The following is a 24,115-nucleotide window of genomic DNA, read 5'->3' as shown; positions in this document are numbered from 1 at the left end:
GCTCCCTCAGGATGACAATAGAACGCGCCCCCAGGATGACAAGAAGATACAGCGTCAGGATGGCAAACGCTTGTCGCAGGTCCTTGCAGGAGTGAGCGTCCTGATCGTTCTCCTTCACGCTTGGGGAACGCTCTGGCCGTCTCACGATAACTGGGGTGTTCACGTCTTCGCGTTCTACGACCCTTCGATTATGTTCCTCGCGTTGGCTTTCACCGTCCTACTCCTTCTCCCCAAAACGAACGCCCGGGTCCTCGGGATATTCGATGGATTGGTGCGCCGTCTGGCGACGCTCCCGCTACTCGCTGGTTTTGTGATCGTCGCGGGGACCCTGCTCGGCGCGGCGGCGTTGTTCCCGGTCAAGCTCCATTTGCTCGGGGATGGGGCGTTACTCCTGAGGACGGCCAGTTATTTTTACTGGAGCGGGGAGCTCGCCGCAACGTTTCGCAATCAGCCGTTGATGATCTGGATCTTCCGGTCGGTCATGAGCTTCGTTTCCCAGGCGGGTTCGGTGAAACCGTACGATGTGTACGTCGCCATCGACCTCCTCGCCTGTGTGATGTTTGTCGCCGTTGTCTTCTGGTTCGTCCGATCCATCGACCGGCCCAGGTCCGAACAGGTGCTCCTCGGGTGCTTCCTCCTCGCCGGCGGCGGTAGCCAGTTTTTTTTCGGATACGTTGAGAATTACGTGCTCCAATATGTTGTGACGGCTCTCTTTCTCGTGACAGGCTGGTTTGCGATCGAACAAAAACATTCCATTTATGTTCCGATCGGCTGTTTCGCGCTCATGGTCGCGCTTCATCTCGGCAACCTGGTCTTCTTTCCGGGGGTGTTGATCCTGCTCTACGTACGGCTTGGGAACAACCGGGCGCGTGCGCTCCTCGCGATGGCAGGTCTCTCGGGCCTTATTCTCGCGTTCATGTTCATCCTGGGTTTCCACCCGAGGGATTTTCTGCGCCACGTCACCTCCGGGAGCGTTGATTTCCTGCAGCCCTTCGCGGCGGAGGGAGGAAACTTCGCGTATGCGATGTTCTCGCTCGCCCATCTCTGGGACTGGCTCAATGCAGGATTCCTGATCGTTCCATTCGGACTTGCGGTTGCCGTTACCATGATAGCGGTGCAAAGAAAGGAAACCCGCTGGGCCGATCCCCTCTTCCTTTTCTTGACGGTTTCATCGCTGTGCGGACTCCTCTTTACGTGGATCATTAACTCCGCGCTGGGCATGGCGCGCGATTGGGATTTGCTTGCGAGCTTTTTGGTGCCTCTGATGATCCTCGATGTCTATCTGCTGAGCAGGGGATCAAGTCTTAAAATCCCGCCGTCCCTCCTCGCGTTCCTCACCGGATTCTCGCTGCTGCACACCGCCGCATGGATCGGCGTCAACGCGAGCGCAGACCGGCACCTGAAGAGGATCGAGCTCCTCGATAGTCCCCGGTACATGTCCAAGACCTCTCTCCTCGTGTACGATGAGGCTCTCGCGAGCCACTTTACCTCACTGGAAGAATATCCCCAGGCAAAGGCCTACTACGAAAAGTATCTGCAGATCGACGACAGGAACCCGAGAATCCTGGCTAACATTTCCGAGTTCTACGGGAAGATGGGCGAAAAGGAGAAATACTTCTGGGCTCTCAAGCGTGCGGTCGAGATGAAGAGCCGCGATCCGCGCGTCTATGAGAACCTCGGCGTCGAGTATGCAAACCGTCAGGATACGCTTGCCGCAGTCCGGTGCAACGAGCAGGCGATCGCAATGGATTCCACGCAGATTCTGGCCCATGGCAACCTTGGAATTCTCTATGCCTGCTTGAAAAACTATCCCCTGGCGGAGCGGCATTTCGCGGCCGCCATCAGGCTGGGGATGAAAGATCCTGCGATTTTCCGGTTCGCGGGAGATGTCTGCTACATTCTCAACGAAAATAACCGTGCGGTCGAGTATTACACCTCCTATCTCGAGCTGGTCCCTTCCGATCAGAAGATCCGCGCGACACGCGACCAGATTATCCAGGCCATGGAAGATCCGGAGAAGCATCAATGAACCTCTATCCGTTCGTCATCCTCGGCGCCCTCCTGCTCGAATACGGAATGAATCTCCTGGCCGATATTCTCAATCTCGGGACGCTTGCCGGCAAGCTCCCCGAAGAGTTTACCGGGATGTTTACACCGGAGGCGTACCGGAAAGCGCAGGAGTACACCCGCGTGCGTACGCTGTTTGGCATCATCACATCCACGGTCAACCTGGGGATCATCCTGCTGTTCTGGTTCGCCGGGGGATTCAACTGGCTGGACCTGATCGTTCGGGGATTGAACGTGAACGTCATTCTCACTGGGGCCATCTATATCGCAGTACTTCTGTCCGCCAGGGCGATCCTTGCACTTCCGTTCACGATCTATTCGACCTTTGTGATCGAGCAGAGATTCGGATTTAACAAGACGACCCTCCGCACGTTTGTCTCCGACCGCGTGAAAGGACTCCTCCTCGCATCGTTGCTGGGGGGCCCTCTCCTGGCGGGCCTTCTCGCCCTCTTTGAATATGCGGGCGCTTCCGCGTGGCTCTACTGCTGGATCGCGGCGGCCTCCTTCACGCTCTTCATCCAGTTCGTGGCGCCGACCTGGATCATGCCGCTGTTCAACAAATTCACGCCGCTCCAGCCGGGCGAGTTGAGGGATTCGATCCTCGCGTATGCAAGCTCGGTGCGCTTCGTGCTTGAGAACGTCTTCATCATGGACGGGTCGAAGCGCTCCAGCAAATCGAACGCGTTTTTTACCGGGTTCGGAAATCACAAACGGATTGCGCTCTTCGATACCCTCGTCGCAAAACACTCCGCCGCCGAACTGGTTGCGGTCCTTGCTCACGAGATCGGCCATTACAAGAAGAAACACATCCTCAAGGGCCTTGCCCTCAGCATGCTTCAGATGGGAATTATGTTCTACCTCCTCTCCCTCTTCCTCAGCGAGCGCGGCCTGTTTGACGCCTTTTTCATGGAGCATCAGTCCGTTTACGCGGGGATGCTCTTTTTCGGGATGCTCTATACGCCGATTGAGTTTATCATTTCCATCCTGATGCACATTTTTTCACGGCACAATGAATTCGAAGCGGATCGATTTGCCGTCGAAACCACCCGTGGAACGCAACCGATGATCGACGCTCTCAAGAAGCTCTCCGTCGACAATCTCTCGCATCTGACTCCCCATCCGCTCTATGTGTTCATGAATTATTCGCACCCGCCGATTCTGGAGAGGATCAAGGCGATCCGGACCAGCGGAAAGAATTAAGATCCCGACCTAAGACATGTCGGGATGACGAGGGGAGAGATACTTCGCGGAGTTTAACCCGCGTAGGGCGTGGGAACAAGGGAACGCAGCCTGAAGGCTGCGCCTACTGAATCCTCAGAACGTCATCTCCGTGGATGGGAGATCCTTCGCTGCGCTCAGGATGACATGGTGCGCTAGGGATGACGGGCACCCTGATTTGATAGTTCTCAAATTAATGTCTACTTTGAAATCGATTTTCCTCCGTAGCAGGGTCAACGATTGAACCACCTCACAGGATTCTTCATGAGAAATTCGCTTCTTATCGCGTTCTTGCTCCTCGGTTACCACGTGATCACCCCCGCCCTTCCCCGGGGAGGGACCGACAAACAACTCCTCGGTTTTTCCGATGCGACTTCGGAAGACCAGCGCCGCCTGGAATCCCGGTTCGATTCCTCCCTCCGGAAGGACGACCTCCGGGCCTGGATGAAGCGGCTTGCCGCGAGACCGCACCATATCGGTTCCGCCTACTGCAAGTCGAACGCAGAGTTCATGGATTCTCTCTACCGCTCGTGGGGATTTAATTCAACCATCGAGGAATTCGATGTTCTCTTCCCCACCCCCAAGACGAGAATGCTCGAGATGACGTTTCCGGAAAGGGTCGATGCGAGACTGGCAGAACCGCCGATTCCCGAAGATTCGACCTCCGGTCAGACGGCGGAGCAACTCCCTGTGTATAACGCGTATTCAATCGACGGAGACGTTGCGGGCGAGCTTGTCTACGTCAATTATGGCACTCCTGCCGATTACGAAGAGCTCGACCGGCTGGGGATCGACGTGAAGGGAAAAATCGTCATCGCCCGGTACGGGGGGGCGTGGCGCGGAATCAAACCAAAAGTGGCCGGAGAGCATGGCGCGCTCGGATGTATCATCTACTCGGATCCCCGCGACGACGGGTATTTTCAGGGAGACGTCTATCCCAAGGGAGCCTACCGCAGCGGTTACGGCGCACAGCGCGGATCTGTCGCCGATATGCCGCTCCATCCCGGCGATCCCCTGACGCCCTTTATCGGCGCAACGAAGGACGCGAAGCGGCTCAAGATCGGGGAAGCGAAAACCCTTACGAAAATCCCTGTGCTGCCGATCCCGTACGGAGATGCCCTGCCGCTCCTTCGCGCTCTTGCCGGGCCGGTGGCGGCTGAATCGTGGCGCGGAGCTCTCCCGATCACCTATCATGTTGGTCCCGGGCCCGCCAAAGTTCACCTCAAAGTGGCATTCAACTGGAATATTGTTCCGGCTTACGACGTTATCGCGACAATAGACGGATCCGAGTATCCGGATGAGTGGATCATCCGTGGGAATCACCATGACGCCTGGGTGAACGGCGCCTCCGATCCCATCAGCGGCCAGGTCGCGACACTCGAGGAAGCACGCGGGATCGGCGTTCTGCTCAAATCCGGCTGGAGGCCGAAACGGACAATCAAGTATTGCGCGTGGGACGGCGAAGAGCCGGGCCTGCTCGGATCGACGGAGTGGGTCGAAACGCATGCGGACGCTTTGAAGCAGAAGGCGGTCGTCTACATCAATTCGGATTCCAACGGGCGGGGGTACCTGTTCATGGACGGATCGCATACGCTCGAGCGTTTCATGAACCAGGTCGCACGCGAGGTCGTGGACCCGGAAAAGCAGATCAGCGTCGCCGACCGGACCCGCGCGCTTCGGATCGTCGAGTCAAGCGGAGACGATCGGAAGGAGGCGCGGGACCGGAAGGATCTCCGCATGGGGGCGCTGGGATCGGGATCCGATTACACTCCGTTTCTTCAACATCTCGGGATCGCGTCGCTCAACCTCGGCTACGGCGGCGAGGACGGCGGCGGATCGTATCATTCGATCTATGATTCCTTCGACCACTATGTACGGTTCGGCGACCCGACGTTTTCGTACGGGATCGCCCTCGCGCAAACGGGGGGCCGCGCCGTCTTGCGTCTCGCCGACGCGGACCTGCTCCCCTTTGAATTTTCAAATTTTGCCGAAACCGTCGGAAAGTATGTCGACGAACTCTCAAAGCTCGCCGACGATATGAGGACCAAGACGGATGAGCTCAATCTCGAACTCAAAGAGAAGACACTCGAAGCGGTCTCAGATCCGACAAAGACCTATGTGCCGCCGAAAGAGAAGGACGCCGTTCCCTATCTGAACATTGCCCCGATGCAAAACGCGCTTGCGGCGATTCAGCAGAAATCAAAGGAGTTCGGAACCGCGGTCAAAGATCTCGATCCGGCTTCACTTTCCCGCGCAACGATCGACTCCCTTGACAATATTCTGATGCACGCCGAACGGTCGCTCACATCGGAAAAGGGCCTGCCCCGCCGCCCCTGGTTCGTTCATCAAGTCTATGCGCCGGGAGCCTACACCGGGTACGGCGTCAAGACGCTTCCGGCCGTGCGGGAAGCCATCGAGCAGCGAAACTGGAAGGAGGCGGACGACCAGGTGGAGGTTGTCGCCAGTGTGTTGCGCAATTTCTCCGAGCAGCTCGGGCGCGCGACGGCCATCGTGAACGAGGTGCGGGCAGCGGGCAAATGAAGAAAATTTAATCAAGAAAATCGTGCCGGAGACGTATTTTTGGGGGTGGAATTTGAGAGGAGTCTTGACAATCTCTTGAGATTGTGACATATTTCGACGTACGGTCGCCCGCCCCGCGCACAGCAAGAATCGCATAATCGAGGCTTACCCTGGCTGCGAATCTGATGAACCGGCGTTCCTTTCTCGAATCGGCCTCCAAGTCAAAACTTCGCAACGTCGAAGTCCTCCCCGCCGTAGATGACCCGGGCGGAATCAGCAAGTTTGCCAACAAGAAACTTCCCACAGTAGCACGAACGACGGCCGGGATCGAACCCTACTCCGGACCGTGGGGATCCGACCAGGTGGCGCACCTCCTCCGCCGCACGATGTTCGGAGTGACGAGGAGCGACATCCAGAGCGTGACCGGGCTCAGCATGAGCCAGATCGTGAATCAATTGCTCCTCGATTCAGCCGCCCCCAACCCGCCCGTCACCACCAATTCCACCGACGTCGACGTACCGATCGGCCAGACCTGGGTCAACAGCCCCAAGCTCAACTCGAACGGCAACAATCCGGATGGCACCCGTCGGACATCGCTCAAATCGTGGTGGATCGGGCTCATGCTCGGCCAGCCGATTTCCGTCCGCGAACGGATGACGTTGTTCTGGCACAACAACTTCGTCACCGAGGCCGACGTCGTGAGCGACGCCAGATTCTCCTACAAGTACCTCGCACTCCTGAGGCAATACGCCCTCGGAAATTTCAAGACCCTCGCCAAACAGGTGACGATCGATCCGGCGATGCTCCGGTATTTGAACGGAAACACGAGCACCGCGGCGCACCCCAATGAGAATTACGCCCGCGAACTGCAGGAACTCTTCACGATCGGAAAAGGCCCTGAGATCTCGCCGGGCAACTACACGAATTATTCGGAAGTCGACGTGCAGGCCGCTGCGCGCGTCCTCACCGGGTGGCGGGACGACGGGACAAACCTTGTTTCGTATTTCACCGCCTCCCGCCACGACGCCACCAACAAACAATTTTCCTCCGATTACGGCAACACGATGATCGTGGGCCAGACCGGCACAGCGGGGGCGAATGAAGTCGACAGCCTGATGGACATGATCTTCGCCCAGCCGGAGACCGCAAGGTTCCTCTGCAGGAAGCTCTACCGGTGGTTTGTCTATTACCTCATCGACGCGACCGTCGAATCGACGGTCATCATTCCGCTGGCGGACATTTTGCGGTCGAACAACTACGAGGTGAAGCCCGTCCTCCAGACATTGTTCCAGAGCGCCCATTTTTACGACCCGGTGAACATCGGATGCATCATCAAGGACCCTCTCCATTTCGTCGTCGGGGCGTGCCGGCAGACATCTGTCGTCTTTCCCGACTCCTCGAACGTGGTGGCCCAATATGCGCAGTGGAATTACCTCCGGACCCAGGCGTCCAACATGCAGCTCGATGCGTGCGATCCTCCGAATGTCGCGGGATGGCCGGCGTTTTATCAGATCCCGCAGTTTTATGAGCTCTGGATTAACTCGGACACGCTCCCGAAGAGAAACCTCTTCACCGATACGATGGCCGGCAACGGTCACAGCGCGAGCGGGACCAAGATCGTCATCGATCCCATCGCGTTTGCAAACCAGGTATCCGACCCGTCCGATCCGAACAAGATCGTCCTGGAATTCTCGCAAATCCTTTTCCCGATCTCGATCACTGACAACCAGAAGGCGTTCCTGAAAGACACTCTGATCCCGGGCCTTCCGGACTACGAGTGGACCAACGAGTGGAATGCCTACAAGGCGGACCCGACCAATGCGACAAAACTGGCCGCCGTCAAGACGAAACTCCAGGCCTTGATCAAGTTCATGATGGATATGGCTGAGTTTCAGTTGACATAGCCGGCTGACGCCATGAAGAGACGCGATTTCATAAAAAGCTCGGTCCCTGTGTCGATCCTCCCTCTCCTCCTGGGGGGATATAATTTCCGCGCCTACGGCCGCTCGCGTTACCTCGAGGCGCTCGTCGCTTCCGGGACGGAGACTGACCACGTCCTTGTGATCGTCCAGATGAACGGGGGGAACGACGGCCTGAACACCGTGATCGCCCTCGACGAGTATTCCGCGCTCGCCAACGCCCGGAGCAATATCCTGCTGCCGGAGAATAAGGTCCTCAAGCTCACCGATGCCACGGGACTCCATCCCTCGATGACCGGGCTGCAATCCCTCTACATCGCCAACAAATTATGCGTCGTCCAGGGCGTCACGTACCCCAACCCCAATTTCTCGCACTTCCGCGCAACCGACATCTGGCTGAGCGCGTCCGATTACAACCAGATTGTTCCGGACGGCTGGGTGGGGCGCTATCTTGACCAGGAATACCCCGATTTTCCCAATGGGTATCCGAACGTCGTGATGCCTGACCCGGTCGCGATCCAGATCGGGTCGGTGATATCACCCGTCCTCCAGGGTCCGGCGGTCTCGATGGGGATGGCAATTACCAGTCCGACCTCCTTCTACCAGCTCGTCTCGGGCGGCGTCGACACCGCACCCAATACGCCCGCCGGACACGAATTGACCTTCATCCGCGAAGTCGTTCAGCAAACTCAACAGTATGCGACGGTCATCCAGGCCGCCGCGGCCAAGGGCAAGAACTACTCGACGATGTATCCGCAATCCGGGCAGAACTCCCTCGCGGATCAGTTGAAGATCGTGGCCCAACTCATCTCGGGCGGGCTCAAGACCAGGATCTATGTCGTCAACATGGGGGGATTCGACACCCATTCGTCGCAGGTTGATACGAACACCGGGACCGATGTGGGCACACACGCGACTCTGCTGGGCAAGCTCTCGGTCGCGATTACGGCGTTCCAGGACGATTTGAAACTCCTGGGCCTCCAGGACCGGGTGATCGGCATGACCTTCTCCGAATTCGGGAGAAGGATACTCTCAAACGCCAGCGCGGGCACAGACCATGGAACCGCCGCCCCGATGTTCATCTTCGGGCGCAAGGTCCACGCGGGGATTGTCGGAACCAATCCGGTGATCCCGCCGAACGCGACGGTCAACGACAACCTGGCGATGCAATACGACTTCAGGGCCGTCTACGCCTCGCTCCTGAAGGAGTGGTTCGGCGTCTCCCAGGCCGAGTTGCAAACGGTGCTTCTTAGGGATTTTCCGACTGTCCCGCTTATCACACCCGACGGCGAGCCTCCGAAGGGCGATCCGTTGCTCGCGCCTGTGCGGAGCAAGGCCGGCACGATGCAGCCCTCGGACGGATCGGATTACCGCATGGCATTGCTCGGGAATTTTCCGAATCCCTTCAACCCGACGACGCGGATCAGGTTTTCGTCGAACGGGGAGAGGCTCCAGTTGAAAGTGTACGACTCTCTCGGACGCGAGGTACGCACACTTGTTTCCGGCTCGTTCCCGGCGGGAGAGCATGAGGTCGTGTTCGACGCCGGAGATCTGCCGGCCGGCGTCTACTACTACCGCCTCGAGAGCGGCGATTTCCAACAGATCCAAACGATGTTGCTTGTGAAGTAAACGGAGGCCGTAATAAAATCGAAGAAACCGGGTAAGCCGGGGGCGAATTCAGACCACTCGATTTGATTCTCACCTGTTGATTTCACTAATTGGGTAGTACGGGGGGGCAATAGCGTTTTTCTGCGGATTAGTGGATATTTTACACGTAAAGCTAAAACGGAATATCCACCCATCAAAGGTTCGTTTATCATCAAAAAGGGAAGACAATGGGACAACAACAGATTCTTCTCATCGTTCTCGGCGTAATTATCGTTGGGATTGCTATTTCGGTCGGCATCGGACTTTTTGGAGCTTCGAGCACCGAATCAAATAAGGACTCTGTGACCACCGGTCTTGTGAATCTGGGGGCAGACGCATTCGGGTACAAGATCCGCCCGTCGACGATGGGCGGCGGAAGCAACTCATACGTCGGATACTCGGTACCTTCCAAAATGCAGGCGGATGACAACGGCACCTACGCTCTCTCAGGCTCACCCACCGTCTCGCAAGTGGTGCTCATCGGGACATCCAAAATTAATACGGCCTGGGTCGCGACGTGCACCGTCGATGATAGCGGAAAAACGTCCATCGCATACGGAGGTTGGTAAAGAGCGCCGCTCGAACGGGCCCCCTTCGCGCAGGAATTTAGTACGGCAGGCCGTGGAGATCAAATCCCACGGCCTTTTTATTTCTTCTTTCGGGCAAATTCCCTATCTTATTTGAATGAAGCTTCTTCTCACCTACCTCAAACCCTACTGGAAACTTGTAGTCCTCGCGCTTTTTCTTGCCACCGTCAACCAGGTCTTCTCGCTCCTCGATCCGCTGATCTTCCGGCATATCATCGACAGCTACGTCACGCGATTCAAGGAGTACACTGAGGGAGGGTTCTTCCGCGGGGTGGGCCTGTTGCTCGCCGCGGCCGTGGGAGTCGCGTTCGTGTCGCGCGTTGCGAAGAACTTTCAGGATTATTTCATCAACACCATCACGCAACAGCTCGGCGCCCAACTCTACTCCGACGGACTCCGCCACTCTCTCGAACTCCCGTACCAGGTCTTTGAGGACCAACGGAGCGGTGAAACGCTTGGAAAATTGCAAAAAGTCCGGACAGATGTGGAACGGCTTATCGGCGTGCTGATCAACGTCGTCTTTACGACGCTGGTGGGTGTCATCTTTGTGATGATCTATTCGTTCAGCGTTCACTGGCTTATCGCCCCCGTCTATTTCTCGACCATCCCCCTCCTGGCCTTTCTCAGTTCGGCCATCGGAAAGAAGATAAAAACCATCCAGAAGGTGATCGTGGGGGAAACGGCGGCCCTTGCCGGTTCAACGACCGAATCGCTCCGGAATATCGAGCTCGTGAAGAGTCTGGGGCTTGCCCAACAGGAGATCGGCCGGCTGAACGCAACGACACAGCAGATCTTGAAGCTGGAACTGAAGAAGGTCCGTTATCTCCGGAGCCTGAGCTTTATCCAGGGAACGGCGGTCAACTTTCTCAGGACGAGCATCCTCGGCCTGATGCTCTATCTGATTTTCTCCCAGGAGATCACCTTCGGGCAGTTTTTCTCCCTCTGGATCTACTCCTTCTTTATCTTCGGACCGCTGCAGGAACTGGGGAATGTGATCAACATGTACCGTGAGACCGAGGCCTCCCTCCAGAATTTCCAAAATATTCTGAATACTCCAAAAGAAACCAGGCCTCCCGATCCGGTCACCATCCCCGCGCTCGCAACGCTGACGTTTGAGCATGTGGGCTTCCGGCATCAAACCGCCTCAACGGATGCCCTCCAGGATATCTCGTTCACCGCTGCACGCGGCGAGACCATCGCGTTCGTAGGGCCCTCCGGATCGGGCAAGAGCACGCTCGTCAAGCTGCTCGTCGGACTCTATGTCCCGCGGTCGGGCAGAATCCTTTACAACAATGAGCTCGCAACCGACGTGGACCTCGATAAGCTGAGAGAACGAATCGGTTTCGTCACACAAGATACACAGTTGTTTTCGGGGAGCATCCGTGAAAACCTCCTGTTTGTCAATCCCGACGCCACGGATGAGGATTGCATGGAGGTGCTGCGGCAGGCGAGGTGTGACTCCCTGCTGGCAAGAGCCAACCGGGGGCTCTACACAGTGATCGGTGAAGGGGGCGTAAAGGTTTCGGGTGGCGAGAAACAACGGCTCTCCATCGCGCGCGCGCTGCTGCGCCGTCCCGACCTGCTGGTGTTCGATGAGGCGACCTCCTCTCTCGATTCACTGACGGAGGACGAGATCACTTCCACCATCCGTGAGGTGTCGGTGAGTAAAGACCTCATCACCATCCTCATCGCCCACAGGCTCTCGACCGTGCTTCATTCCGATAAGATCTTCGTTCTGGAGCGCGGACGGATGGTCGAGTCGGGCAGGCATCATGAGCTTTTGGACCAGAAGGGCCTCTACTACGCCATGTGGCGCCAGCAAATCGGCGAGCGGACCGACGGGAAAGCCGGTCTGGCGATGGTGAAGGCCCCGGAAATCCTCATGCAGTGAGAGCGGGATAGCCGGTCACTGAAACAGGTACGAAAGACCGATTTTATACGCCCGCCTGTCGGTTTGTCTCCACCGAAAATCCTCTTCGCCCAGGCCGATATACTGCTCCGCCTCGGCGCGCAGTTCTACCGTCTTAAAGACCGAGGCGTACACTCTCAAACCAAACTCGCTCGATCATTCCGGGCGAGGCATGCCTCGCTCATACGGCATTGTTTTCGGTTTGCCCCCGCGTCATTGTGCACGTTCCATCGCTCGGCCGCGGAGCGGCCGTATATCCCGTTCCCACGCGGAGCGTGGGAACGAGACCGCAGCCTAAGAATGAGGATCAGCGCACCAGGACGAATTTTTTCACGTCAACAAATTTCCCTGCCTGGAGGCGGTAGAAATAGACTCCGCCCGGCAGATTGCCGGCGTTGAAGATGACCACTTTCGAGCCGGCGCTCTCGTCCTGATCGACGAGCGTCGTCATTACCTGCCCGAGGACGTTGAACACATTCAAGAGAACATGAACGTTTTCGGGGAGGTCATACCTGATCTCCGTGGCCGGATTGAATGGGTTCGGATAATTCTGGACGAGCGAATATGGCGCGGGACGGTCCTCCCCCTCACCCTCGCCCGCCGCTATTCCGCCCTCCGTCCGGGAAGCGGGTTGGCATGGAGAAACCGACTGGGCTGTGATTGCAAGAACTCCGTTTTGGTCGTTTTTCAGCGTCATGCTTCCCGCTCCGCTCAGAGAAACTTTGTTCCGGTTGTTTGCCGGAGAGAACCAGTAGGCCGTCCTGTTTTCGGGGAGAATGTTCCAATTCAGCGTGAGAGGATACGCCGCCGATTGTATGGCTATGGGCAGGTTGGCAACTCCATTTCCTGGCTGCACGCTCTCGATAAATTTTCCCGACTGGAACCTGGCCTGAAAGATTCCCTGTTGAGGTGCGGGAGGCATCCCCACATCGGTGAAGCCCATCGCCATTTTCCGCCCCCCGTTCAAGACGAACATGCTCTGCGAGTTCCCGCGCGCATCCGAGACCGTGAATTGATCGAGGGAAGCCGTCGATGAGGCGCAGCAATTGCAGGGCTGCGGAGGGGGCGGCTGCGTCGTAAACCACCAGATCGCAGACCAATTTCCTGATCCGGAATTGTTGGAGCCGCTCACTCTCCAATAATAGGTCGTGGCGTAGGTGAGGGGGCCGATGGGTTGCGACGCGGAGGATACGGATGAATTGTCGAACACGAGCGAGCCGAAGTCAGAGCCCGTAGACACCTGCACATGATACGACGCTGCCCCATCGGCGAGCTGCCAGGCGAGTGTCGGGCTTATGGACTGACCCGTCGAACCATTGATGGGAGAGGTAAGAACCGGCGCGGCGGGCGCACCGGGGGCGGGCGGAGGTTGATTCTGCGTTATCGGAGGAGGCGCTGTCGGAGCGGCGGACGCATCAAGGACGAGCTGGCCATCCTGACTCACATTCACCCAGTACCCCCCGCCCGGCAGGAGACTTGAAACAACCTGATACCCCCCGGAGAGCGTGAAGTAATTCGAGACGACGATGTTCGCCGGCGCGTTGTTCACAAGCGACTGGACCCGGTTGGTCGGAAGCGGGGTTGTAATGGAACCGATCAGGTTCCAGCCCTTCCGGACGTTGATCGTGACTATGTTCTGCGCGGGTCCATAATAGGTCGCCGTTTGGGTCGAAGGAAAATTCATGAAGTATCCCGTTCCGTTCGCAAGAATGCTCTGGACCTGGTACGATCCGCTCGCGGTGGAGTAGGCGTATGCAGGTGAGGCGGCGCCGGGATAGACGAACGAAGCATCATATTTCAGAAGCTGGTTCACATAATCGTAGCTCTGGTTCGGCACGCTGACCATGTTCCATCCGCCCGTTACCTGGGACTGGATGAGTGTGCCCGCAGGTCCGGGCGGAACGATCCCATGCGCGACGAATGCGGCCTCTATCTGGCTGTGATATGCCCCGTTGTACGCGCTCAGGTCCACCTTCAGCATATTGAAGAGGAAGTCTTGAAAATTTCTCGCATGGGGAGTCAACTGTAGAGCCTTGAAGGTCAGCTGATCCGCCACAGATGAGCCGGTTGTCTGGCGGGTGTTCCATAACGCACCCCCGATCACCTGTCCGTTCAAATGGAACTCCCTGTTCGGATCCCATACGAGCGAATTCACGAGGTTCCGGTAGTTTGGATCGACATCCTCGGAATAAAGCGGATCGCCGGTGATCGTGCAGGCAAAATAGTCGGCGAGACCTTCCTCGAGTGCCGCACCCTGAATATCTCCGAGGTTTCTGATTTGCGAGCCGTAGAGATGCTCAACCACGTCATGGGAGTATTCGTGGAAGACGACATCCCTCGACCGTGCCCACTGACTTCCGAGCTGGGTGCCGAAACCGATGTCGTAGCCGTTCGACATTCCGTTCACGTTCGGTCCCATGCCGATATGGACGCGCATCTGATAGTCCATCCCCGCGTAATTGAACGTTCTCTTGAAATAATCGTGGACGACCGGGACCTGAAAATAGACGTTCGAACCGTCCCCGGTAAACGTGTAGTTCACGTTGGTGCTCCCGGGTACCGTAGCGACCGCCGGTTGAACGAGATCTCCGTTGCACTCGAGATGCTCGCATCCGTTGTTGTCTCGCACCTGGACGAGACTGTTCTGAAGGATGAACCGGACGAAGATCTGCTGGTAGGCGGCGTTCATGGAGATGACATAATGGCCGTTCGCGTCCGCTGAACCGGATCCAAGCTGATCTGTCACGTTCCATACCTCGATCCCGGGGAGCGCGAACGGAACCACGACGGGAGTATCGGTTGCTTTGTCCGGGTAGTATGACCCTTTGACTGTGCCCGAGACACTGTTTTCGCTGAGGTTGCTCTTCGTCTCGATGATTTCTCCGTTGGCGGCGCTGACGAAATAGGTGACACTCTCAAGCCCCGAGGTGAGTGTGAGTTTCCAGGCAAGCTGATAGACATTTTCAGGGCCTGACTCGTCGGGCAGTATGACCAGGCGCGAAGGTTCGAGCGCAGCGGGGGATGTCCCCGTGAAGTTCCGCTTCGCAGCCTCCAACGCCTCTTGTTGGGAGGTCCGTGGCGTGCTGTTGATCGCGATGTTCGGGTAGACGTGCGTACCAAGAGTCACGATCCGGCCCTGCCCATCGATGCTGAACCCGATCTCCGATCCCTCGACCGGCACGCCCTCGTGGACCTGTTCAAATTTTGCAAACCACCACGCCCCATCTGTTTCTATCTTCGCGGGATGGATTTCACCGGCTGAAATCTTGAGAATGCTTCCGTAATCGGCGACAAGCCCGTTTGCCAATTCCCGGATCGATTGTTCGTTCAGGTCACTCTGCTTTTTTCCGTAGTCCCGGATATGCGCGTTCAGACCGTGGATGCGTTTGGCGCTCCCGCTTCGCCGGTCCAGCTCTGCATAATTCATATTCCCGTGCTTGTCCCTGAACGGAACGAGAGATTGTGACGGGCTCAGTGTGAAGACTAATTGTAGTAACAGGGCGATGCGGGCACAGCGAATGGAGAAATGGTTCATCTTGAAGGCCTCCCTTTCAAATGAATGGTGATATAATCGTTGGCGGGGTGTATCCGGCTTCTTGACCTCATCTGCTATTCATGCGGTCACTCCTTTCTCCAGCTCGTGGCGTACGAGATCGCCTCCTTGAAATCAAACGGCGTGATCTTCCTCGTCACCCCGCCCTCTGATCCGATTATCAGAATATCCCGGGGCGGGTTCTGATACGGAAGAAGCTGGTCGTTTTGCGCGTTATAGAGTATCCGGCTGCCGTCGCCGGACCATGCAACCGGGTACTCGTTTCTATAGTCGTTTCCGGTCAGCTTCCGTTTGCCCGAGCCGCCGGCAGACATGAGATAGAGCTGCCGGGCAAGCCCTGCGCCGGGACTGAACGAAACCAGGGAGCTAAAAGCAATCAAAGAATCATCCGGGGAGTTCACCGGACCGCTATCGACGTCCTCGATGGGGCTGAGGTCCACGACGGACCGGTGTTCCAGATCGATACGCGCGATCCGGAAATTTTCCAGCAGCGTCCCATTGCTGTCGGTCCGGGTGTAATCGAAGTACGAAAAAAAGAGAGATTTTCCGTCCCGGCTCCACGATCCGGCAATTTCGGCGGTATCGAGAGTCATGGTCAGCCTCTCCTCGTGAGTCCCATCTGAGTTGACGACGAAGAGATCCGTGTTGCCCAATAGCTCGGGGATCATGACTCGATGGAACGCGATTCGCCTTCCATCCGGGGACCATGAGGGGCGGTCGCCTGATCCATAGTTTGGAGCCTCCGGAGATGCCCTGGTCAATTTTGTGAGCCCGGTGCCGTCCGCATTCATCACGTAAATTGCAGGACCGTAGTTCTGGATGCCGCCGGCATCGCTGGTGAACGCGATTTTCTTTCCGTCCGGAGACCATGAGGCGAACGTAATCGGGAAGTTGGGATCGCTGGTGACCTGCCGTACGCCGGAACCGTCGTCATTCATACTATAGAGTTGATTGGTCCCGCTCTTGTTGCTCACGAAGAGAATGGGACCGACCCGAAAACCAAATCCCGCAGACGTGGGAGGATTCTCCCGGCACGAAGAGAGGAGAAATGTCAGTAAAACGGCGATACGATAACCGATCGGTCGGCAGGGATGCACGGCTCTCAGACCTCCCGCTTGAATGGCGAATGAACCGGGTTCTGGATTGAATGAATTCGGATCGAAGATACGAAAGATCTATTGAAGTGCCAATAAGGGAATGCCGCGGTTACCGGGGGGAAAAACCTTAGGTGGACAGAGAATCCGGGCGAAAAAGCGGATGTCGTGAAGGGAACGATTAAAGTGGGCCCTGGAGGACTTGAACCTCCGACCCGCTGATTATGAGTCAGCTGCTCTAACCACCTGAGCTAAGGGCCCCGGACGAAATCGGTTCGGATGAAAGCGGTACCTGTGAACCTAAAATCACTTCACAGAAAGTACCATTGTTTCTGCCGGAAGTCCGGCGATCACCTCGTAAATGTAGGAAATTTTACAGTTGATCACAAGGATACGCTGGTTGCGGCGCTCGGCAGCCTAGAGGCTGCGGCTTTATAAAAGAGTTGAAAGATGCTGACCAGGAGCATGCCAGCATGACAAGGTGGAGAGAGGTTCGGCCAAATTGAGACACCACCGCCGGTTTGTGAATCTTGTCAGACGATGGTATATTTCCGTTCGCGCAGGATTCGGAGCGCATCGCCCGGATACCGATCCTCTCTGAACCGGATCCCGCGTTCACTCGAACAGGAACCATTTGCACGGCCTCCCATGAATATTCGTCTCCCCATTCTCATTTCCGCAGGGATTTTCGTTTCATCGCTCTCGGTTGGTCAGACGCTCCGCGACAAGAGAATCGATCTTCCGAACGGCTGGCACCTCACTCCAGTAGGGCATACAATTCAGTTGGGAGACCTGCCTCTGAACATCGCTGTGAACCCGCAGGGAACCTATGCTGCCGTTACCAATAACGGCGAGAGCGACCAATCGATCGAGTTGATCGATGTGAAGAATGAACGGGTGCTGGACAGCTTGCCGATAGCCAAATCGTGGCTCGGCCTGGAGTTCAGCGCCGACGGCAGTCGGCTCTATGCGTCGGGCGGAAACGACAATACAATCATCGAGTACGGCGTTACCCGCGGGAAGCTCCGCCAGAAGTCGGTCTACAGGCTGGGCAAGCCATGGCCGGTGAAGATTTCACCTTCCGGGCTCGCACTCGATGAAGCGCGCCATCGCCTTTATGTCGTCACAAAGGAGGACAGCTCCCTCTATGTGCTCAGTCTCACCGGAAAGCGGATCATCAAAAGAATGCGGCTTGGGACTGAAGCGTACACCTGCCTCCTTTCACCCCGGCAGGGTGTCTTGTACATTTCGGGTTGGGGCGGCGGGGAGATTCTTGAATACGACACGCATGCCGATTCGATCACCGGTCATATTGCGGTCGGCAGAAATCCAAATGATCTTTGTCTGACCAAAGACGGTCGATTCCTCTTTGTCGCAAACGCGGTCGATAATAGCGTTTCCGTCATCGATGTGGACCATCACAAGGCCATCGAAACGCTGAATGCGGCCCTCTATCCTGACGCGCTTCAGGGAAGCACGACCAACAGCGTTGCGTTGAGTGCCGACGATAAAACTCTCTATGTCGCCAATGCCGACAACAATTGCCTTGCCGTCTTCGATGTGAGCCGGCCCGGGAGCAGTTCATCCAGGGGATTCGTTCCCACCGGTTGGTATCCGACCTGCGTACGGGTAATCGGAAGTGCCCTGTGGGTGACGAATGGAAAGGGTTTTCATTCCCTTCCGAATCCGCTGGGACCAAATCCCTTGATCCGGAAAGAAAAAACCAAGAAGGGAAAGGGGCCGTCTCCTTCATCTCATCCCGAGTACATCGGCGGTCTCTTCCGCGGCACCATGAGTGTGATCCCGCAACCGGATGACGGGCTGCTTGGGGATTACTCCCGGGCTGTCTATGAAAATACGCCGTATGTGAAGGAAAAGGAAATGCTCACCGGAGGGATCAAGGGCAACCCTATACCGATGACGGTGGGCGATCCGTCGCCTCTTCGGCACGTGTTCTATGTGATCAAGGAGAACAGGACGTATGACCAGGTGCTGGGCGATGATCCCCGCGGCAACGGCGACTCATCCCTCTGCCTCTTCCCGAAGAAGATCACGCCAAACGAGCACGCCCTTGCAAGCGAGTTCGTCCTGCTCGACAATTTCTACGTCGATGCGGAAGTGAGCGCGGACGGACATAACTGGAGCATGGCGGCTTATGCCAATGATTTTGTCGAAAAGACATGGCCTACCGAGTACGGCGACCGCGGTGGCGATTACGATTACGGTGGTACCAGGCAAATCGCCTTTCCAAAAGATGGTTTCATCTGGGATAATTGCCTGCGCCATGGGATCACACTCAGAAATTATGGCGAGCTTGTCGATACGGGGCCTCCACCCTTACGACCCTTACGGCTCCACACCTGCGCACCATATCCCGGGTGGAATCTGAAGATACTGGATACATTGCGAGAGAGTATCTGGGAGAGAGACTTTGACTCGCTCCTCGCCGCTCATGAGCTGCCGCAACTCAACATCCTCTATTTCCCCAACGACCACACGAGCGGCATGAAAAAAGGCGCCTATAGCCCGTTCGCCGCAGTGGCGGATAACGACCTGGCCCTCGGGAAATTCGTCGATCACCTTTCTCACAGCTCTGTATGGAAAGAAAGCGTGGTGTTTGTCCTGGAGGATGACGCCCAGGACGGCGCCGATCATGTGGACGCGCACCGGAGTATTGCATTCGTCGCCGGCGGATATGTCAAACGAAATCTTCTCGATCATTCGATGTACTCCACGACTTCCATGTTGAGGACGATTGAGTTGATCCTGGGATTGCCTCCGATGAGTCAATATGACGCTTCCGCGGCTTCGATGTGGCGCTGCTTTTCAGACACCGCAGACATGCATCCCTATTCGGCGCGAAGGGCCAATGTGGACCTCAGCACGCGAAACCTCGTCTTCAACCGCCTGATGAAAGAATCCGAGCGCTTTGACCTGGCTCATGCCGATAACGTACCTGAGCGAGAGTTCAATCAATTGCTCTGGCAGGCGATCAAGGGAGAACACACAGCAATTCCACCTATCACTCGCAGCGCTTTTCTAAATACCCGGCCCCGGGAATCAGACGACTAGGAAGTCTCTCAAAGCAGGGCCAATCCGCCGGTTCAATCGAAAAGGAGCGAATAGGGCTGGAAAACCGGGGAACGGGCCGTTGTTGGACTTCGGGCCCGGCAGAAAGCCCCTGAATTCAATCCCTTTGCGAATTTCTTTAAAAGCGTGCAGAATCATCGATTTCTTCATTGACTCAAATCGCTAAATTTCATATATTGAAGTAATGGGATGCTTATTCCTGCGTGTTCTTCCTCGCCGAATTCTTCAATTTCTTTCGGAGGACGATGTTAAGTTGTTTCTGTGCTGACCACGCTTCCCGCATCTCTCGCAATCAACAGTACATTCATTTTCCGGGAACCGCGCATGGCTCGTACGAAATACTCTGAACGTTTCTGCAGCTATTGCAATAAGACCACGAAGATGGAGCTCGGTGGAGAGATGGCGGGGCTGGAGAATCGGGCGTGGTTTCGTTGTACACGCTGTCATCACACAACCCTCATCACACTGAAGGCCGCATCGGATCCGTCGGCTGACGCCGCGCTCGACGCCACGACCGCTACGACGTACAGCCCGCTGATGAGCTTCAAGGTCGGAGAGGCGATATTTCACACGGAGTGGAATGACGTCGGCAAGGTGCTCCAGAAGACGAAGACATCCGACGGAAGCCAGGCAATTCTGGTCTCCTTCGAGAAACAGGGCCAGCGGCGATTGATCGAGAACCTGAAACCAGAACCAGCAGCAGATGCGGCTTCGACACTTTGAGACTATTTGCAGTATAACGGAAGGGGGTGAATTGGTTGGTCGGTATCATTATTCAAGAAAATGAAAACATCGACCGCGCGATCCGTCGGTTCAAGAAAAAGTACGAGCGTTCCGGCATTCTTAAGGAAGTAAAGAAGCGCGCGTATTTCACCAAACCCTCAGTGAAAAAGCGGATGAAAAAAATCAAGGCTGTTCGCAGAAGCTACCGTGCGCTCATGGAGGAGATGTAAGCTCCCCTGATCGACCCTTGTTCAATAAAAAAGGCCGGGAAACCGGCCTTTTGCTTTTCGTTGCCTCCGGCTGCTACGGCGCGACGGGCGCAGACCCCTGATCGGCCGGCTTCGCCTTCGTCTTCAATCCGAGCCGTTTCCTGATCGACGGTTTCCCGAGCAGCCCCGCAAGGATCAGGAGGCCGGCAAGTCCCCAGGCTCCCTGAGTGAGAGTATAGCCGAGATAATAGACGGGCGGATCGAATCTCAGTTCCACTTCATGGGTCCCGGGCGGGAGAAAGACCGAACGGAGAATGTAGTTCGTCTTATAAATTTCCGTCTCCGAACCGTCTATAAAGGCACGCCAGCCCGCAGGATAATAAATCTCGCTGATCACCAGGAGGGCGCTCTTCGCGTTGGTCGTCTTGAGAGCGATGTCCCTCGAGGCATACCCCGACACCGCGACCACGTCGGTACCCGACCTCGACGGCTTCGAGGGGAGCGCCTTTTCCAGGATCGCGGTCGTCCGGGGATCCCAGGAGGATGAATTGAGTATTCCGAACGTCTCATTCTTGGACCGCGAGATTACCACGCTGTCGACAAACCATGCCCGGGGGAGGTACTGGGGATTGACCTGAAGCGCCAGCTGCGAGCCCCCTTCCTGCGACCTCTGCGCGCCGACCACGTACTTCACATTCAGCATGTCGATCACGTTCCGGTTGCCGCGGTCGAGGCACGAATCCCTCATCTCCTGGTAGATTTTCAGTTTCGCGGGGCTGTAGCCCTGGACCGACTCCAGGAGGGAGTACATCATGATGTTTCCCCTGTCCTGCTGATCGAGCTGCCCGACCGGATAGACCCTGAACAAGCTCGTGTCGCGCTCGGCCTGAAGTTGCTGGATCACCGGATCCTGCCCGAAGTACTCCGCGACCCCGTTCGCCGGTTTCGGGTTGATGTACTTCGTGTCGATCATGATCAAATCGATGAAGAGGATCACCAGAAGCCCCGCCCCGAACGCGGTCGTACCGATCTTTTTTCTCAGATAGGCCATCACAAGCCCGAGGCTCGCGATCCCGACCAGAGAAAACTTGACGTAATCCTTCCAGAGGAGATCAAAGCGCATTCGTTTGAACTGCGCGAGCGCCTGCTGCGCCTGACCCCCGTATTGTGCCTTCAGCCCCGAGAGCTCGCCGGTTTTCTCGAACATGAAGCTCGATAGAAACGTGTAGACCGAGTCATTCATGATCAGGCCGATGAGGAGCAACGCTCCCAACACGACGATCAGGTTGCGGAGTCGATTCCGCAGTTTCAGAAGGTCCGGTTCCTTGCTCTGCTGGATCATGTCGGAGAAGACCGTGAATCCGTACGCGGCGAGGATCCCGAACGTGAAGGGGATCAGATGAAGGATCATGACCGGCGTGCGGAACTTGTTGAAGAACGGGAAATACCAGAACATCAGGTCGTAGACCAGGGCGAAATGTTTTCCGAACGAGATGAGGAAGAAGAGCGCTGTGATCAGGGCGAAAAACCAGGTCATTCGATTCCGACGGTAGGTCAGGGCGATGACCCCCAGAAATAACGGCACCAGTCCGATATAAAGTATTGAATTCGTGAAGGGCATCCATCCCCAGTAGAGACCTCCGGTGGAGTCGAGACCGAAGACCGAGGGGACGAGATAGCTCAGGATCTCGAAGGGATGAAACGACCAGTTGGTGGCGTAATCGTAGCTGAGGCCGCCGGGTGCGCCGACTTCTCCGCCCCCCCGGATGGAATACTCTCCGTACTCCTGTGTCGGAAAGAACTGGTAGGACCAGAGCAAAAAGCCTATCCCGAGCGCGACCATAAACAGGAGGACTTTCTTCGCGGCCGCGGCCGGTTGCTCCCGGACGTCGAGGATCACTTCATACAGCAGATAGCAGCCGATCACCATCAGCCCGTAAAACGCCATCTGCGGGTGACGGCAGAGGAGCATCGTACCGACCGCCGCCGACAGAAGTCCGATGCTCAGGAGGTCCCGCCGCTGGAGTAAATTATAGGTCAGAAGAAAAAGGAGCGGTATATAGCCCAGGACGATCAGCTTCGATCCGTGGCCGGTCTCGGGCAGCCCGATGGCGTACGGGTTCAACATGAAGGTCATCGCCGCGATGAGCGAAGGCAGATGTGAGAATTTGAGCTGGCGGGCCAGGAGAAACATCGTGGCTCCGATGACCAGGAACGGCATGACCATCCAGTGCATATCGATGCCGAAAAAGAGGACCTTGGCGACCGGCAGCACCACGTACTGCTGAAGGTAGTTGACCTCGCGGGGGAAGATGAATGCCCCGAAGATCGGCATCCCTCCGAAAATATAGGGGATCCAGACCGGCTCCACATGCTCGACCTGATCGATGTGGTCCATCGCCTTGAACCACGCCTGGGCGGCGGCGGTATCGCCCGAATCGGAGAAGATCATGTTGTTGAAGACGATCTGATTGAAAACAATCAGAACTATGACATAGAGGACGCCGATGCAGAGGAGATCCTTCCTGGCCGGAGACAGCCTGTCGAACCACGACGGCTGTCCCGTTTTTGCACTTCCCTCGCGGGTTACGGGTCTGTTCTTTTTCGCCATAATGTCTTCAACGGATGGGATTGGTTGGACGGTTCATGCTTTCACTCCGATACCGCAGATGCACCAGCCGTAGAGGTTCCAGAACGCGTTGATGACCTTCCGGCGGTTTCCCGTCGTGAGACAGACGAGCAACTTGAGTATGTCCCAGGGGACCCGGGGCCAGTTGCGGACGGTTTCGATCGTCTCCACGCGGAGACGGCACGCCTCGTGCAAGAACTCGAACAGGCTCTGATTGGTGTACGGCCTGATGTGCGTCGGATCGTCGAAAAAATTGAAGGGGTTGTGCTGGTCGGGATGGAACCTGAAGGACGGGACCAGCATGGAGGTCCAGTTCGGAGTCTCGACGTAGATCACGCCCCCCGGCCTGAGCACGCGGTTGATCTCCATCCCGAGTGAAAAAGGATTCCGGAGATGCTCGATGACGTGCGTGAAGAGGATCGCATCGAAGGCTCCGTCGGGATAGGGCAGAGTCCCCTCGTCGAGATTCAATTGGGTGTAGAGGATTCCCTCGGGCGCTTCGGCGGGGGGAACGAGGTCCACGCCGTGAAATTCCGCGGAGGAGGAGATCTCCCGGAGATTTGAATAGTTGATGCCGGAGCCGCATCCGAGTTCGAGTATCTTCCGGCTCTCCCTGATCCGGTGATAAAACCGCCACCGGATGTCGAATCGCCGTGAGAATTCTTCCAATTCGGAGCTCATTGTCCTTCTTCGATTCTCATATCACTCTGCTGGCGCTGACAATGTAAGAAGAAATATACTAATCTGACCGGGCGTATGGGAGTGGCTGATTTCTTTAACCGTCGAACCAAAAGACCGCAGCCTAAAGGCTGCGGCTACCAAAGCCGAGGCATCGGTTGCGAAAACACCACGCTTGAGGCATCGGTAGCCACGACCTTCAGGTCGTGGGCTGTTATCCGCTCTCCATTTTGTCATCCTGAGCGCAGCGAAGGATCTCGATTCTTCCGGAT

The 24,115-nt window shown here is 56.6% G+C and carries 15 protein-coding genes and 1 tRNA gene; 10 read left to right on the top strand and 6 right to left on the bottom strand.

From position 1 onward, the window contains the following. Window positions 1-70: 70 nt before the first annotated feature. From VI215_11090 to VI215_11060, 7 genes are all read left to right on the top strand, one after another. Window positions 71-2,029: a tetratricopeptide repeat protein gene (locus tag VI215_11090; GenBank protein HEY6192854.1), complete on the top strand. Its 1,959-nt coding sequence runs from the start codon at window positions 71-73 to the stop codon at window positions 2,027-2,029. Next, complete coding sequence (locus VI215_11085) at window positions 2,026-3,267, top strand: M48 family metallopeptidase (GenBank protein HEY6192853.1); 1,242 nt, start codon at window positions 2,026-2,028, stop codon at window positions 3,265-3,267. The genes VI215_11090 and VI215_11085 overlap by 4 nt, the downstream gene beginning before the upstream one ends. Before the next feature lie 282 nt (window positions 3,268-3,549). After that, window positions 3,550-5,826, top strand: a complete 2,277-nt coding sequence (locus tag VI215_11080) for a M28 family metallopeptidase (GenBank protein ID HEY6192852.1) — start codon at window positions 3,550-3,552, stop codon at window positions 5,824-5,826. Window positions 5,827-5,990: 164 nt separating this feature from the next. Continuing rightward, window positions 5,991-7,709 carry a DUF1800 domain-containing protein gene (locus VI215_11075; protein ID HEY6192851.1) on the top strand — a complete coding sequence of 573 codons (1,719 nt, stop codon included), beginning with the start codon at window positions 5,991-5,993 and terminating at the stop codon, window positions 7,707-7,709. A 12-nt stretch (window positions 7,710-7,721) separates the two neighbouring features. Continuing rightward, on the top strand, window positions 7,722-9,353 hold the full coding sequence (locus VI215_11070) for a DUF1501 domain-containing protein (protein ID HEY6192850.1): 1,632 nt from the start codon (window positions 7,722-7,724) through the stop codon (window positions 9,351-9,353). A 206-nt stretch (window positions 9,354-9,559) separates the two neighbouring features. Beyond that, the gene (locus VI215_11065; GenBank protein ID HEY6192849.1) at window positions 9,560-9,940 is read left to right on the top strand and encodes a hypothetical protein; all 381 of its coding nucleotides are present in this window, start codon (window positions 9,560-9,562) and stop codon (window positions 9,938-9,940) included. 115 nt (window positions 9,941-10,055) lie between these two features. Further along, on the top strand, window positions 10,056-11,849 hold the full coding sequence (locus VI215_11060; protein ID HEY6192848.1) for an ABC transporter ATP-binding protein: 1,794 nt from the start codon (window positions 10,056-10,058) through the stop codon (window positions 11,847-11,849). A 15-nt stretch (window positions 11,850-11,864) separates the two neighbouring features. On the opposite strand, the gene VI215_11055 is transcribed toward VI215_11060, so the two are convergent. The 4 genes from VI215_11055 to VI215_11040 all read right to left on the bottom strand — a co-directional run bounded on the left by VI215_11055 (window position 11,865) and on the right by VI215_11040 (window position 16,775). Beyond that, window positions 11,865-12,008, bottom strand: coding sequence for a hypothetical protein (locus VI215_11055; protein HEY6192847.1), 144 nt, complete (start codon window positions 12,006-12,008; stop codon window positions 11,865-11,867). A gap of 166 nt (window positions 12,009-12,174) precedes the next feature. Then, complete coding sequence (locus tag VI215_11050) at window positions 12,175-15,402, bottom strand: T9SS type A sorting domain-containing protein (protein HEY6192846.1); 3,228 nt, start codon at window positions 15,400-15,402, stop codon at window positions 12,175-12,177. A gap of 86 nt (window positions 15,403-15,488) precedes the next feature. Continuing rightward, window positions 15,489-16,358 carry a hypothetical protein gene (locus VI215_11045; protein HEY6192845.1) on the bottom strand — a complete coding sequence of 290 codons (870 nt, stop codon included), beginning with the start codon at window positions 16,356-16,358 and terminating at the stop codon, window positions 15,489-15,491. Window positions 16,359-16,701: 343 nt separating this feature from the next. Then, window positions 16,702-16,775: transfer RNA gene (locus VI215_11040), tRNA-Ile, on the bottom strand. A 387-nt stretch (window positions 16,776-17,162) separates the two neighbouring features. Between VI215_11040 and VI215_11035 the strand changes: the two genes are divergently transcribed. From VI215_11035 to rpsU, 3 genes are all read left to right on the top strand, one after another. Then, window positions 17,163-19,586 (top strand): beta-propeller fold lactonase family protein, encoded by a 2,424-nt coding sequence (locus tag VI215_11035; protein HEY6192844.1) that lies wholly within the window; start codon window positions 17,163-17,165, stop codon window positions 19,584-19,586. A 342-nt stretch (window positions 19,587-19,928) separates the two neighbouring features. Next, window positions 19,929-20,327 (top strand): hypothetical protein, encoded by a 399-nt coding sequence (locus VI215_11030; protein ID HEY6192843.1) that lies wholly within the window; start codon window positions 19,929-19,931, stop codon window positions 20,325-20,327. A gap of 35 nt (window positions 20,328-20,362) precedes the next feature. Next, window positions 20,363-20,557 (top strand): 30S ribosomal protein S21, encoded by a 195-nt coding sequence (gene rpsU / locus VI215_11025; GenBank protein HEY6192842.1) that lies wholly within the window; start codon window positions 20,363-20,365, stop codon window positions 20,555-20,557. Window positions 20,558-20,630: 73 nt separating this feature from the next. Here the strand turns inward: rpsU and VI215_11020 are convergent, their stop codons facing one another. Together VI215_11020 and VI215_11015 are read right to left on the bottom strand one after the other, a co-directional pair. Continuing rightward, window positions 20,631-23,147, bottom strand: a complete 2,517-nt coding sequence (locus VI215_11020) for a YfhO family protein (protein ID HEY6192841.1) — start codon at window positions 23,145-23,147, stop codon at window positions 20,631-20,633. A 33-nt stretch (window positions 23,148-23,180) separates the two neighbouring features. Further along, a complete protein-coding gene (locus VI215_11015; protein ID HEY6192840.1) occupies window positions 23,181-23,834 on the bottom strand; it encodes a class I SAM-dependent methyltransferase in 654 nt (217 codons plus the stop codon). Window positions 23,835-24,115 lie beyond the last annotated feature (281 nt).

The organism is Bacteroidota bacterium, assembly GCA_036522515.1.
Lineage (GTDB): Bacteria > Bacteroidota > Ignavibacteria > UBA10030 > SZUA-254 > VBOC01.
The sequence above is the reverse complement of the archived record's forward strand: the minus strand, read 5'-3'. Positions and strand labels throughout refer to the sequence as shown.

Coding starts and splice junctions, on each gene's coding strand:
- VI215_11085 (HEY6192853.1), top strand. CDS start 2,026: ATGAACCTCTATCCGTTCGTCATCCTCGGCGCCCTCCTGCTCGAATAC.
- VI215_11080 (HEY6192852.1), top strand. CDS start 3,550: ATGAGAAATTCGCTTCTTATCGCGTTCTTGCTCCTCGGTTACCACGTG.
- VI215_11075 (HEY6192851.1), top strand. CDS start 5,991: ATGAACCGGCGTTCCTTTCTCGAATCGGCCTCCAAGTCAAAACTTCGC.
- VI215_11070 (HEY6192850.1), top strand. CDS start 7,722: ATGAAGAGACGCGATTTCATAAAAAGCTCGGTCCCTGTGTCGATCCTC.
- VI215_11065 (HEY6192849.1), top strand. CDS start 9,560: ATGGGACAACAACAGATTCTTCTCATCGTTCTCGGCGTAATTATCGTT.
- VI215_11060 (HEY6192848.1), top strand. CDS start 10,056: ATGAAGCTTCTTCTCACCTACCTCAAACCCTACTGGAAACTTGTAGTC.
- VI215_11050 (HEY6192846.1), bottom strand. CDS start 15,402: ATGAACCATTTCTCCATTCGCTGTGCCCGCATCGCCCTGTTACTACAA.
- VI215_11045 (HEY6192845.1), bottom strand. CDS start 16,358: ATGAATGACGACGGTTCCGGCGTACGGCAGGTCACCAGCGATCCCAAC.
- VI215_11035 (HEY6192844.1), top strand. CDS start 17,163: ATGAATATTCGTCTCCCCATTCTCATTTCCGCAGGGATTTTCGTTTCA.
- VI215_11030 (HEY6192843.1), top strand. CDS start 19,929: ATGGCTCGTACGAAATACTCTGAACGTTTCTGCAGCTATTGCAATAAG.
- VI215_11020 (HEY6192841.1), bottom strand. CDS start 23,147: ATGGCGAAAAAGAACAGACCCGTAACCCGCGAGGGAAGTGCAAAAACG.